Source organism: Ruminococcus sp. D54t1_190329_F1 (genome assembly GCF_015551645.1).
GTDB lineage: Bacteria > Bacillota > Clostridia > Lachnospirales > Lachnospiraceae > Blautia_A > Blautia_A faecis.
Window position 1 is genome coordinate 1 of the sequence record NZ_JADNDC010000027.1, and the last position, 12304, is coordinate 12304.

Consider the following 12304-nt stretch of genomic DNA (forward strand, 5'->3'; position numbering starts at 1 on the left):
CCATGTCCGATGACTGGGAAGAAGCGTTGCGGAAAGCTGGCGGTGAATATGGTGCTGCCACCGGTCGTCCCAGAAGGTATAGATGTATTTACTGCAACCAGGAAGCTTCCCTCTTAAGATAGAAACTACCAAACCCTCCCTTGTATGTCGCTTAAGAGGAAAATACCCTTTAGGTTTATTTCTATTCCTAAAGGGTATAAAAATAATATTTTCTTCCCGTATCAGTTAGCAACCACCAGTTGAACTGGTGGTTGCTAACTTAGCTGATATTGCAGTATTTTTTATGGGATAAAAAAGTGAATATTATACTACTTTGTAATTATTAACTATTATTTGACACAAGCCATCATTTAACAGCTAAAATTTGACATACTATATTTTATTATACCTACTCATGAATATAAATTCAAGGATATTATTGTGTAAAGAAAAAAGTGTATAAATCTGGAATATCTATAGGCTGCTGTTTTCGCTTTGGCGGTGTCGGCGGAAGGACTTCATTCATATAAGGTCCAATCATAGATACGGTATCTATAACTTCCATCCGGGATCTGATACTTCGATCCGCTGTTTTATCTAGTTCTATCGGAAGAATCACCTCAAAATGGCTTCCTTCTCCCAGTTTGCTCTCTACCTGAATGGTTCCGCCCATCATCTGGATGATATTGTGCGTGATCACCATTCTCTACCAAGTGTTCAAACTCTGTTTCATATTCCATCCATAATAAACTCATTTTCGGTCACTCCTCTTCCAAAACATTTTCATATAAAAAACGTCTTTCCTCAAACAGATGAAAAGACGTTTTTGCTCATATCATTATCTTATCAACAGGCATGGAGATGTTATCATTGGACGCAATAAGAGTGCTGTGCAAATTATATATTTCTCTAAACATGCGTCAATACCTCCTTGCTGACTTTTCTTATATATATTTATAAATGGTCATCTTTACTTTCTCAATATCCAAAGGTTTTGCCAGATGTGCATTCATTCCAACAGCAATACATTTTTCAGCGTCCTCCTGAAAAGCATTTGCTGTCATGGCAATGATTGGAATTGTCTCAGCATCAGGATGTTTCAGTGACCGGATTGTTTTTGTCGCAGTAAGCCCATCCATTACAGGCATCATGATATCCATCAGAATTGCGTCAAAATAACCTTCCGGTTTCTCTGAAACATCCTGACCGCCTGCAGTCCATCTTCTGCAACTGTCAGATTTGCACCTTCATCAGACAACAGAGTTTTCGCAATTTCTGCGTTCAGTTCATTATCCTCCACCAGCAATAAGTTTAATCCACTAATATCCATCTGTGCTGCTGTTTTCTTTACTGTATCTGGTGCGGAAGCAAGTTTAAACGAAATTCTGATAATAAAAGTTGATCCGATTCCTTCTTCGCTTTTTATTTTAATTGTTCCGCCCATTTTTTCAATCAGGCCTTTTACAATCGACATTCCCAGTCCAATTCCCTGTTGTGTACTTCCAGAATCATTCCTTTCCTGCGAAAACGGCTCAAATATATGCTTCAGATATTCCTTACTCATGCCAATGCCTGTATCTGTGATCGTCCATTCATATGTCGTAATTCCATCCACTACTTCTGTATAATCCAACACCGTTATTATCTTGCCGCCAATCCGGTTATACTTAATACAGTTTCCATAAATATTAAGAAAAATCTGTCTCATATGCACCGGACTTCCATAAATAAAAGGATATCGAAGCCCTTCTTTTTTTGAACGGAACTGCATTTGAATTCCTCTGTCTTTTGCCCGCTGTTCTATGATAGTCAGAACATCCTGACTTAATTCATCAAAGTTGATGATTTCCTGCGTTAGCGGTACATTTCCATCTTCGATTTTGCTCATCTGAAGAATATCATTAATAAGTGACAATAGATAATCTGCGGCTACCTGCATTTTTCCGAAATTTTCCAGAACCAATTCACTGTCATCAAAATGCTTCTCAGCAATCTTCAGCAATCCGATAATGCCATTCAGTGGGGTTCTCATATCATGAGACATCCTGGAGAGAAAATCAGACTTGCTTTTATTTGCTTTCTTTTCACTTTCCAATGCAATTGATTTGTGCATGAAGTCATTTTTATCCAGCATGAGATTCCAATGTTCAATGGTTCCGTCTTCCTTTATTACTTTCTGTCCACGATCTTCGATGTATTTGTATGTGCCGTCCTTACAGCGTATCCGGTAAATAGTAGCATAATGATCGGAATGCGTATATTGATTTAATGCATCTGCAAGTCCGACCTTTACGTCATCTGGATGAGCAAGACCGATAATATTACCGCCAGAAGCGTCCATCAGTTCCTTCGGTGTTGCGTAACCGAGCATATTTGCAAATTGTTCTGAAACATATTTAAAAGAATATTCCGGGTCATCATTACTGATTTTGACACCGCCAGGGATGGATACGGTAAATAACTCCAGCTGACTTTGCAGTTTCTTCGTTAATTCCTCGATCATAGCCGTATGCTTTTTCTCTTCTTCCAGAAGCTTCGCATACTCTCTGTTTGATTTTTCCAGTGCCCTCTCTTTTTCCTCTAAGCGATAATGTTCTGTACGGTCAAGAACATAATTGACTGCAATGATATCTCCGGTTTCTTCTTCCCGGTACAGGGCCATGTGATCTTCTGCAAGCATGGGCTCAAAAGTAGCAGTCCTGGTCCAATATCGGAATGATATATGCCGTTCACCATTTTCAAAACGCTTTAACAGTCGTTCTCTGTCAAACTCGTGCAGAAAATCTTGAAGACCTTCTTCAGGTATGGTCAATGCCTATGCATCCACCAGACTCTGTAAGCTTGAATTTTCCGGCAAACCTAATTGTTCATTCAGATTATATTTTTTTCCATTAACTACCTGATACATGGAACCACGTACAATATTCTTTGTGAGATTGATCACGCAGTATCCATCGGCAATAGCAAATACCGACTCTTCCAAAAAACGGTTATTAATCATATCCTGACTCATACTTGTTTATCTCCCTGTAAATTCTCTGATACAGATTATATCCTTATCCAAATATATCCGTCAACAAAGAGTTTTTACATTGTAGAATGAAAATTTACACGCTCATCAGTAGTATTTGCAGGATTTAAAAAACAGGAACATTTCATAAATTTCTCAGCTATATGGCAAGCCGAGAAGTCGGGAAAATAGCAATTCAGTAAATGTACTGAAAAAGAGTGGGGTGAGTGGGGATAGTTGCCAATATGGGGATGTTGGGGTAAAAGAAAAGCCATGGTTCGTGCCATGACCTTTCAAAAGAACATTTAATTTCCGCTTGCAACTCCGGCAAGTTTTACTGTCACATCATAAGTAGACGAATCATCTTCAACAGATTTTCCGTTGACGCAATCAGCGTCTGTTCCTTCCATCCAGATATACACATGAACGGCAATTCCATCATATCCTACATTTGTTGTATTTTTCTATTTTATAATGTCAAAATACCCGATAATTCCTATGCATACGTCTTTCTTCATAGGCGACCACAGCGTATGCAATTTCAGTTTATACATCTGACTATTATTTTCCAACGTCGCTTTTATCTGCACAGAGATTTCTTTATTTTGTACAGATGTCTGGTGTAACAAAACCCGAATAGATGCAGAAGATTCTTTAGAGCTGTAATTACATTTATAAATATGCCCCCGAATCCTATCTAAATATTAGGACATTTCAAGAAAAGCAGGAACTCTTCAAAGGAGTTTCCTGCTTATTTTTATTACCATTATTTTTTTACACCAATTAGTAATAGCCATCTATGATCAAACATGATTTGTGAATCTTTATTATATGGTGAAAAACCGGTTTTTCTACCGCCTTCCAATTCAGCTTTCATCAAATTTGTTATCTCTTCTTGCACATCTTCCGAAGTATCAGTCAGTTCCATCCAACTTTTTAGATTCACCGGCACCAGAGTAGTTTCTTCGCATTGCAGTGCAAAATCTTTCTTGAACATTTCTTCAAATTCTTCCCTGCTGAGGATTCTGGTATGAGAAGGATCACGCATATTTTCAATCTTATCATCAATTTCTCGTAAAGGCTCCTCGGCAGCTTCCATATCCCAGACCACCATCTTTCCCCCTTTTTTCAAGACACGTTTCATCTCTTCAAAAGGTTTCTCAGGATTGTCAAAATGATGGAAAGAAAGCCTTGTGATCACCAGGTCAAAGGTTTCGGGTTCGTATGGAAGTTTTTCGGCATTACCACTTTGAAAGTAAATATTTTCTATATGACTTTCTTCGGCAAGTCTGATTCCCTGTGCCAGCATTTCTTCCGTCATATCCAGACAGGTAATATCCTTTACATAAGGAGCCAGAGCCCTGCCACAAATACAGGTCCCGGCAGCTACTTCTAATGCATGTTCTTCTCCTGTTGCTGCGATTTTCTGAATCAGATAGTCTGTATATTCCACTTTTGACATATGATATGCTACAAATTTTTCAGCCTGTTTTTTGAATGACTGTCTGACTATATCATTATGATTCATTTCAAACGCCTCCTATCCTGTTCTTTGTTTTCTTATAATACCATAAAAACGGGATAAATGACTTAATATACAATATAAAATATATTATATTTAAAAAGAATATGTTAAAGCACAGTTTATGTCCAATAAAATACTGAATGGAGGAATATAAAATGGGTGATGCAAGTATTATTGCAAGACTGCTTGCTAATGGTCATGTTCAATACGGCTGGAGTGGAAATGGAGGGTATTTTAGCATGGTGGGAATTAGACTGTTATTATGTTATCAAGAGTTTGAAAATGTAGAATATCTATTTTCACTTGGGCAGACACCAAAAACCGAGGTCTTTGATGTCTGCCCTCTTGTAATTAGAATGAATCACCTGAAGACATATTTAGAATGGATTACTTGAAGCCGGGGCTTTTATTGAAGTGATCAGATCCATCCATTTATACATATACCAGTTTCCGTCCTTAGATGATTTATAAACATCGATCCATTTACCACTGTCAGAAGCCTTGCAATAGATAAAGGCTCTATACTGATCAGGAGATGGTATGGAAGGATTTGCCGGAATGTATATCTGATCTTCATCTACTACAGAATCCTGAGTTAATGTAATTGAATAAGGCTGTGAAGGTGTGTAGTCATTCGCCGGAGTTGCACCATTTAAGAATGCATTTCCAAGATAGAGATACTGTTTACTCTTTTTCATTTGCTCTGCTAATCTCTGCTTCTCATAAACAGATAACTGCTTATTGCATAAATATCCGATCATTTCTTCGCAATCTGTCTGATTTTCCGGTTTCCAGGTCCGAAGTGACATGACATAAAGAGCGAGCACCTTATATCTTCCATCATCACCGCTGATGTTATACTGCTTCAATTCTTCCACGTTTGTTGGAATTGTGCTGAAAGTATAGGTATAAGTATTCAGAGGAATCTCAATCACTACAGATTCGCCAGCTTCATTCTTGACTGACCGCTGCCCTTTTATAACTGCTTTCGAAAGAACTGGTTCAGTCTGAGGCTTTGTTTCCATGGTAACTGTAACTGTGCATGTAAGAACAATCCCTGCATCTACTTTGATTTCTGTTGTTCCAACATTAATTGCATGTACCTTTCCCTGACTGTCTACCTCTGCAATATTCTTGTTTGAACTGGTCCATACGGGCAGATGCTTAGGATCCTGTACGTTAAGCTGATAATATTCACCTTTACGCATGCTTAAAGATGTTGCACTTAGTACTGGTGTTTTTGCTGGAGCTGTGGTAGGTGTTGCTGTAGGCTCTGCCGGCGGATTTACCGGAGCAGAAGGTGTTGTAGGTGCTGGCTTTGCAGGTGCTTTTTTACTCTTAACAGTAACCTTACACTTGTATGTTTTTTTGCCAACCTTAGCTTTAATATATGCAGTTCCTTTTTTCTTTGCTGTAACGACACCCTTTTTATTGACAGTTGCCACTGATTTCTTTGTGGAGGACCATTTCACTTTCTTTTTTGTGCCTTTTACCTTTAAACGGTATTTCTTGCCCTGGGCCAAGGTAAGCTTTGTTTTGTTCAGTTTAATCTTCGCGGCACTTACAGATGTGGTATCCACTGCCAGACACATTACTACAAGTAAGAATGTAGTAAGCAGTACGCTGGCTTTTTTTAATGATTTTTTACCATTTCTCATAAGCATTTTCTCCTTCCTTATAAACAATACTGTCCTTTTTATTCTTATTATACATAGTTGCTTCTGATTTGCACTAGCACTTCTGACAGTAATCGAAAAGGATTATAAAAATGCTGCTATGCATATATCATTTATTCATCTGCCTGCTCTGCCAATTTATTTCCTCTACAACGTATAACAATCATATCGAATCGCTTTTCCGCTTAACGTATAAGAAGGCTTCCTTCCTGCCAGAAAATCACTTTTCAGCGGTCGTTTTACAATGATCTTATCCGGGTCTGCGCTGATAGCGGCGTCGAAAAGGTCGGTCTCTTGGGAGCATGGGGGCTCCAGCTTCTGGATGAGCTGCAGTTTTTTGTTGATCAGGCTGGACTTTTGTCTTGCGGGGAACATGGGATCCAGGTATATGACGTCTACAGGATCCAGGAGTGCGGGCATTAATTCCACGCTGTTGCCTTCTGTCAGCTTCATGCGGGCAGCGATCTCTTTCAATACGGGATGCTTCTTTGCCCGGCGCAGGGCATCCTTTAAAAGAACAGCAATCACTGGATTCTGCTCATACAGAGTTACCTCATACCCTTGGGCTGCCAGAAGAAATCCATCCTCTCCCATACCTGCTGTGGCATCTATTGCCTTGCGCCCTGGCTTTTCTGATTTGGAAGCCCGTACCAGCATTTCATGCTGTAATCTTCCGTTGGTCACCCGGTGAAGCATATTTTCGAAATCTCCCTGATAAGCCAGACCATATCCGGTTAAAGAAACACCTTTGGAATTAAAAAGCACCGTCAGGTGCTCTCCCGGCTTTTCAGAGATTGGGGTATTTGTGCGCCTGGAAAAAGCTTCAGCCATATCTCTTGCGCCACCTTTTTCAAGGCAAACTACAATTTTCTCACTCATATTCTCTTCTCTTTCTTTGTATCATATAAGTATTACAATTGTTGGCTTCTTTCATTACATTTTCTCAATCAGCTTGGAGTACACATGTTCTACAAACCATGGTTCTGTAGATTTCTTCAGCGCTTCTTCCGGGGAAAACCAGGCGACACCGCTGTTCTCGTCGGCTTTTATGGAGACAGCTTCCTCAAAATCTGCTTCCAGCAGATATGTTACATTCAGATGTAAATGGCTGGACACATATTTGCCCTTTTTCACATGTCCATCTACTGTAAGGGATTCCAAAGAAAAAATCTCCTCAGATACAGGACAGACATGGGAAATCCCCGCTTCCTCTTTCACTTCCCGAAGGGCAACTGCAAGTAAATCCGTTTCTCCGTCCGCATGCCCTCCCAGCCAGGACCAGGAATTATAAATATTGTGATAGACCATGAGAATTTTGCTTTTATCCTGATTTACCACCCAGGCAGAAGCAGTCATATGTGCTACCGTGTTTTCTCTGGAAAAAGCATTGGTATTATTTCTGATCCAGTTCAGAATAAGCTGCTTATCCATCTCTTCTTGTTCATTGAACGGGGTATAATGCTCAATTTGGTTAAGTAGTTCCTGTCTGTTCATTATAGAGTGCTCCTTTTTATTGGTCTTGTACAATAGTATAACATAAGCAGATATTTATTTACACCTGAAAAGGAAGTATCTTTGTTATTCAAAATGCTGTTTAGCGTTTTCAAGATTGGTCTTTCCCTTTATCTTTAGCAACACCTTTGTTACAGTCAGCGCAGTGCCAGATTCGCTGCACAGAATTCTTGCCTGGGAGAGCGGGATATAGATCTGATCATCTTCTCCGGGGAGTATTGCAGCAACTTTACAGGGAAGACAGGACACTGGTGAAATATTATTCCCGGGATTGTCCATAGCCGTGAAACTACTGCTGGAAACGGAACTGCTGTATTCAGTAGAATTTTTATTTGAATCGATACTGTCTAACGTATATGTAATGGCAAGCTGTTCTCCCATCTTCAGATATTTATTCTGCTGTTTCTTTGAAATGGCATGTCCATTGGAGTCTTTCATATTTTCCAGAGAATTGCTCCCCAGGAGTAAGCGTGGAGTGTTTCCTAAATTGTCTTGCCCGGAAATTTCCGTAAAAGCATTCAGATCAATTCCACAAAATACGGTAGTTTTTGTATAGTCTTCTATTTTTATGGTTACTGGAATTTCCACAACTGGCCAGATTTCCTGAAGCCCATTTATTTTCGAAGCTTTTTTCAGGAAATTCTGGTCGTAACTGAGATTTCCAAGGGAAATTAAGATTGTATACTGCTGCTTCTCTTTCTGTATTTCATAGGTAAGCCTGAGAAAAAAGAAAAGAGTCAGTGAAATGAGAATCATCAGAAAGCAGGTGAAACCGTTTATTTTTTTCTTTCTCAACGGGATGCCGCCTTTCTTGCTTCTTCCAGAAGGACAGATTTTTTATGTAATCTGGACATGAGAAACAGAACGATGATGAGAAACAGAACCGCCAGAATTGCAAAAATGGAGTACCACCAGCTGTTAGTCTCTTCCTGAGAATCCTCAACTTTTAGAGACTGAATCTGGGATTCCTTGATTTCGGAGGAAAAATCGACAGCTGTCTGGTAGGAGTTACCTGTGGAATCTTCGTAGATGAGAATCAGTTTTCCTGTAATTTGATCTGGTGAAATAGATGTATTCTGAGAAGTAGCATCATTTTCATCTGATATATCTGATACATTGTCAGATAAACTTCCTGCTTCTGCAACAGACTGCGATTTAGAACTTTTATTTCCGGTGCTTCCTTTTACATATACTCTTATTGTACCATCAGATGCAGTTCCCTCATCTACATTTCCCAGAAATGCAGTCTCTTTTGGAGATAATCCATCTGCTTCTAATTTCACTTTGGCATTATAGATTTTATCCCTTCCAAGATTCAATGCTTTCACAGGAATTTCTACAGTATCCATTGTATAAAATACCGAAGGAATGTCAGACACTTCTAATTCTGCACGTACAGGCTGTGACACTTTAAAAGTCAGAGTTTCTGTACTATTGGCACTGGAGGCTTTGGAATCTTCATATTCCAGAGAAAATAGGATTGTTACCTGACCTGGCTCAGTATCTTCTGCGATAGATAAATTCTGCGTTAAAGTAATGGCTTCGCCAGGTGTCAGCCTCTGTACATAAAAAGAATTTTTATCAAATTCAATTCCTTTTGTTTCTGTGGAAAGAGAAATTTTCAGTCCATATACGTTCTGACTGCGGCTCTTATTTCGAAAGGTTACGGACATTTCCCGTGTGCTGCCAGCTTTTAGTGTCTGGCTGGAAAGATTACTGTCTTCCAATAGCAGCTGAGGCTTGTGGAGAACCTTTTCTCCGGAGGAACTACCTCCGTCTGTACTGCCGGCATAAACCGCTCCATAGGAAGTATCTCCAACACCCATAGCATCATTACCAGCAGGCTCTGCATTACTGCTATCTGTATTGCCAGACACATTTTCAATAATAACATGAATGGGATTATTTTTGGGGGAAGAATCGTCACCAGATATGAATCCGTCCAGATCTGGGTCCGGATTGGAATCCAGGTTAGAATCCAGGTTAGAATCCGGATCAGAATCGAAATCTGAATCCTGGTTCATATCTGGTACAGTTTCCGTTTCATCTTCAAAAACTGTTTCTGTATTTTCAACATCACCTTCCTGGGCAGAAACTGCAAATGGGGATATAAGAAACAGGATACTGGCAATTAATGCAGTAATCAATAAGATGCCGTCTGTTTTAACGGCAAATACAGAATTTTTTTGTAATTGTTCTTCTTTCATGTTCAGCCTGTCCTTTCCTTCAGGATTCCTCCGTCCATTTCATATACATGGTCACAGAGAATACGGATATCTTCTTCGTTATGACTGGCGAGAAGGATGGTCTTACCGGCAGCTTTCAGTTCCAGAAGAAGCTCTCGGATCTCTGCTACGCCATGTTTATCCAGTCCGTTGAAGGGCTCATCCAAAATGAGAAGACGGGGATCCTCCATAATGGCCTGGGCGATTCCAAGACGCTGGCGCATTCCAAGCGAATACTTTCCAACCGGTTTTTTCATATCGGGATCCAGGCCGACTTTTCGAAGAATAAGGCGGATATCTGCCTTGGAGATCAGTCTTTGCATATTCGCCAGAATTTCCAGATTCTTCATTCCTGTATACTGTGTAAGAAAACCTGGCGTCTCGATGATAACGCCAAGGCTTTCTGGAAAATCGGTGTCTTTTCCGATTTGTTTTCCTGATACATGGATGGTTCCGGTTGTAGCCGGCAGAAAACCACAGATACATTTCATAAGAACCGTCTTTCCAGAACCATTATTTCCAACAATGCCATATACCTGTCCGTAATTCAGATCAAGATTTACTTCTTTTAGAACAAGGTCTTCACCGAAACGTTTAGTAACATGACTTATTTGTACACATGGAATTGGCTTTAATAATTTATTGTGATTTACACTGTTCATATAATCGTTTTCTTTCCCATTTAAATCCTTTTGATTTTAGATCCTTTCAATTTCCCAAAAGCAGGACTACATTTTTATTTTCAGAAATGAGGTCTGATATCTCAAATTTCTTCAATTTTATCATATAGTACACTTCCCAGAACCGGGATCAGTACAAGTAGAAATAATAACAAAAATAACCATAAACCAGTCTGGTATGGTCCCCAGTTTCCAGAAGGGGTAATCCATTCTGGCGGGTAAAACCAGAGTTGTTCTTTAAAATATCGTTGGTGTAAAATAATTCCAAAGTAATAACTTATAAAAGGAATTCCGTAAGCCATATAAGCAGATTGACACAAAGTTCCGCAGATACCTCCAAGGGTACTTATGATACCTCCAAGGATGCTCATGCGGAGAGCTTTCATTAGAAGCTCTGTCAGCAGATCTTTTGGAATATTTCCTTTTACTTCCATAGGATAAAATATAACAAAATTAACCAAAAGCACTGTTATGACTGCCAGTAACCAGACCAGAAAACCAGACATCAGAATAGAAAAAACCTTTCCTTCCACATATTGACTGCGGCTGGTTCTGGGAAGAGCAGTTTTTAGAAATCCGCTTTTATACTCCTGCAGGAAAGAATCACTCCAGGTAAGCACTGCTGCTATGGGTAAAATGAAAGCTACAATCTGACTTTTTATAGAACCATCCAGAAGGCTTATAAAAGTACCACAAGTCAGTTTCTTCAGACTGGGGTAGGTTTGTCCAAAGAGAAGAGCTGCACAAGCAATCAGCCAGGCTGCCAGAAAATTTTTGGATGTAAGCATACGTTTCATCTCGCCACTCATGATTTTTCCCCCAGAAATTCAAACGGATATTTCTTCATTCTGTGAAGCGCCAGAATAACCAGTATCACTACCAGAATAAGAAAAAATACACAGGATTGCCAGAGCTTTGGGAGTAATGGATCATAGCCCAGATTATGTTTCCCATAGACGGCCTGGTTTAAGGGACTGATCCAGCAGATCAATACGTTTATCTGATACATCTCATACTTTTCTTTATGTAAAACAGCTGCCAGTACATTGGGATCCAGAAGAAATCCATAGATACTGTAAAACAGACCAGCTATCATGCCTTTTGTTTTTCCTTTGTAGAGATTCCCCACCAGAATTACAAAGCTTAAAGTCAGGGAATAGCAAAAAAGCAAAAGGAATACCTGCAGCATACAGCCGTAAGGTGAAATGCTTTCCATAACACGTACTGTAGATGGCACCTGCAGATTCTTTCCAAGATCAGAGTATCCAAGCATTGCTGCTGTGTCACTCCACAGATTGCCTGGATAGCTGTCCTTCATGCACAGCACAGAAGTAAACAAAAGCATAAAACATGTATATAAAATCGTTACGAATGTAATATAGACAAACTGGCCTAAGAGCCATTTCTTCTTGGTGGTACGGATCAGCTGATAAGGAGTGACTGGTGTCATTTTCGGCAGGTCGGAGAACAGCAAAAGCAAAAGCATGGAACTTAGAAGCACTGCTGTTCCATCCCCGAAGGTCCACAGGAAAGGTTCAATTGCCTGTACAGGCGTATTGTAGTTATCCATAACAACCATGATTCTTCCTGTAAGCAGAAAACTGAGCACAAATTCCAGAAAGAGGGTAAAAATTACTTTGGGATTACGGAAAAAGCCGAAGAAATTGTAGCGTACAATTCCAAGTGTCTGCTTCATA

The 12304-nt window shown here is 39.7% G+C and carries 14 protein-coding genes; 1 reads left to right on the forward strand and 13 read right to left on the reverse strand.

From position 1 onward, the window contains the following. Nucleotides 1–415: 415 nt before the first annotated feature. The 5 genes from I2D69_RS13005 to I2D69_RS13025 all read right to left on the reverse strand — a co-directional run bounded on the left by I2D69_RS13005 (nucleotide 416) and on the right by I2D69_RS13025 (nucleotide 4517). A complete protein-coding gene (locus I2D69_RS13005) occupies nucleotides 416–682 on the reverse strand; it encodes a hypothetical protein (RefSeq protein WP_148463375.1) in 267 nt (88 codons plus the stop codon). A 241-nt stretch (nucleotides 683–923) separates the two neighbouring features. After that, nucleotides 924–1139: a response regulator gene (locus tag I2D69_RS13010; RefSeq protein ID WP_148463376.1), complete on the reverse strand. Its 216-nt coding sequence runs from the start codon at nucleotides 1137–1139 to the stop codon at nucleotides 924–926. Further along, nucleotides 1139–2791 (reverse strand): hybrid sensor histidine kinase/response regulator, encoded by a 1653-nt coding sequence (locus I2D69_RS13015; protein WP_148463377.1) that lies wholly within the window; start codon nucleotides 2789–2791, stop codon nucleotides 1139–1141. The genes I2D69_RS13010 and I2D69_RS13015 overlap by 1 nt, the downstream gene beginning before the upstream one ends. Nucleotides 2792–2794: 3 nt before the next feature. Further along, entirely contained in the window at nucleotides 2795–2992 is a 198-nt protein-coding gene (locus I2D69_RS13020) for a hypothetical protein (RefSeq protein WP_148463378.1), read from the reverse strand. Nucleotides 2993–3755: 763 nt separating this feature from the next. Beyond that, nucleotides 3756–4517, reverse strand: a complete 762-nt coding sequence (locus I2D69_RS13025; protein WP_148463379.1) for a class I SAM-dependent methyltransferase — start codon at nucleotides 4515–4517, stop codon at nucleotides 3756–3758. 152 nt (nucleotides 4518–4669) lie between these two features. Here I2D69_RS13025 and I2D69_RS13030 point away from each other — a divergent pair, with 152 nt between their 5' ends. Next, nucleotides 4670–4909 carry a hypothetical protein gene (locus I2D69_RS13030; RefSeq protein WP_195380030.1) on the forward strand — a complete coding sequence of 80 codons (240 nt, stop codon included), beginning with the start codon at nucleotides 4670–4672 and terminating at the stop codon, nucleotides 4907–4909. Here the strand turns inward: I2D69_RS13030 and I2D69_RS13035 are convergent. The 8 genes from I2D69_RS13035 to I2D69_RS13070 form a co-directional block, all read right to left on the reverse strand. Next, a complete protein-coding gene (locus tag I2D69_RS13035) occupies nucleotides 4892–6172 on the reverse strand; it encodes an Ig-like domain-containing protein (protein WP_195380014.1) in 1281 nt (426 codons plus the stop codon). The genes I2D69_RS13030 and I2D69_RS13035 overlap by 18 nt on opposite strands. A 165-nt stretch (nucleotides 6173–6337) precedes the next feature. After that, nucleotides 6338–7069 carry a class I SAM-dependent methyltransferase gene (locus I2D69_RS13040; RefSeq protein ID WP_148463380.1) on the reverse strand — a complete coding sequence of 244 codons (732 nt, stop codon included), beginning with the start codon at nucleotides 7067–7069 and terminating at the stop codon, nucleotides 6338–6340. Between the two features lie 54 nt (nucleotides 7070–7123). Then, nucleotides 7124–7684: an NUDIX hydrolase gene (locus I2D69_RS13045; protein ID WP_173773828.1), complete on the reverse strand. Its 561-nt coding sequence runs from the start codon at nucleotides 7682–7684 to the stop codon at nucleotides 7124–7126. 84 nt (nucleotides 7685–7768) lie between these two features. Further along, nucleotides 7769–8497 carry a hypothetical protein gene (locus tag I2D69_RS13050; protein WP_227199060.1) on the reverse strand — a complete coding sequence of 243 codons (729 nt, stop codon included), beginning with the start codon at nucleotides 8495–8497 and terminating at the stop codon, nucleotides 7769–7771. After that, complete coding sequence (locus I2D69_RS13055; RefSeq protein WP_195380015.1) at nucleotides 8494–9909, reverse strand: hypothetical protein; 1416 nt, start codon at nucleotides 9907–9909, stop codon at nucleotides 8494–8496. The genes I2D69_RS13050 and I2D69_RS13055 overlap by 4 nt, the downstream gene beginning before the upstream one ends. A 2-nt stretch (nucleotides 9910–9911) precedes the next feature. Then, nucleotides 9912–10589 carry an ATP-binding cassette domain-containing protein gene (locus tag I2D69_RS13060; RefSeq protein WP_195380016.1) on the reverse strand — a complete coding sequence of 226 codons (678 nt, stop codon included), beginning with the start codon at nucleotides 10587–10589 and terminating at the stop codon, nucleotides 9912–9914. 101 nt (nucleotides 10590–10690) lie between these two features. Continuing rightward, nucleotides 10691–11416 carry an ABC transporter permease gene (locus I2D69_RS13065; protein ID WP_227199059.1) on the reverse strand — a complete coding sequence of 242 codons (726 nt, stop codon included), beginning with the start codon at nucleotides 11414–11416 and terminating at the stop codon, nucleotides 10691–10693. Continuing rightward, a complete protein-coding gene (locus tag I2D69_RS13070; protein ID WP_195380017.1) occupies nucleotides 11413–12303 on the reverse strand; it encodes a hypothetical protein in 891 nt (296 codons plus the stop codon). Before I2D69_RS13070 ends, I2D69_RS13065 begins: the two co-directional genes overlap by 4 nt. Nucleotide 12304: the final 1 nt, after the last annotated feature.

Excerpts from the sequence above, each read along its gene's own strand:
- I2D69_RS13005 (WP_148463375.1), bottom strand. The coding sequence starts at position 682 with ATGGTGATCACGCACAATATCATCCAGATGATGGGCGGAACCATTCAG.
- I2D69_RS13010 (WP_148463376.1), bottom strand. The coding sequence starts at position 1,139 with ATGGATATCATGATGCCTGTAATGGATGGGCTTACTGCGACAAAAACA.
- I2D69_RS13020 (WP_148463378.1), bottom strand. The coding sequence starts at position 2,992 with ATGAGTCAGGATATGATTAATAACCGTTTTTTGGAAGAGTCGGTATTT.
- I2D69_RS13025 (WP_148463379.1), bottom strand. The coding sequence starts at position 4,517 with ATGAATCATAATGATATAGTCAGACAGTCATTCAAAAAACAGGCTGAA.
- I2D69_RS13030 (WP_195380030.1), top strand. The coding sequence starts at position 4,670 with ATGGGTGATGCAAGTATTATTGCAAGACTGCTTGCTAATGGTCATGTT.
- I2D69_RS13035 (WP_195380014.1), bottom strand. The coding sequence starts at position 6,172 with ATGAGAAATGGTAAAAAATCATTAAAAAAAGCCAGCGTACTGCTTACT.
- I2D69_RS13040 (WP_148463380.1), bottom strand. The coding sequence starts at position 7,069 with ATGAGTGAGAAAATTGTAGTTTGCCTTGAAAAAGGTGGCGCAAGAGAT.
- I2D69_RS13045 (WP_173773828.1), bottom strand. The coding sequence starts at position 7,684 with ATGAACAGACAGGAACTACTTAACCAAATTGAGCATTATACCCCGTTC.
- I2D69_RS13055 (WP_195380015.1), bottom strand. The coding sequence starts at position 9,909 with ATGAAAGAAGAACAATTACAAAAAAATTCTGTATTTGCCGTTAAAACA.
- I2D69_RS13060 (WP_195380016.1), bottom strand. The coding sequence starts at position 10,589 with ATGAACAGTGTAAATCACAATAAATTATTAAAGCCAATTCCATGTGTA.
- I2D69_RS13065 (WP_227199059.1), bottom strand. The coding sequence starts at position 11,416 with ATGAGTGGCGAGATGAAACGTATGCTTACATCCAAAAATTTTCTGGCA.
- I2D69_RS13070 (WP_195380017.1), bottom strand. The coding sequence starts at position 12,303 with ATGAAGCAGACACTTGGAATTGTACGCTACAATTTCTTCGGCTTTTTC.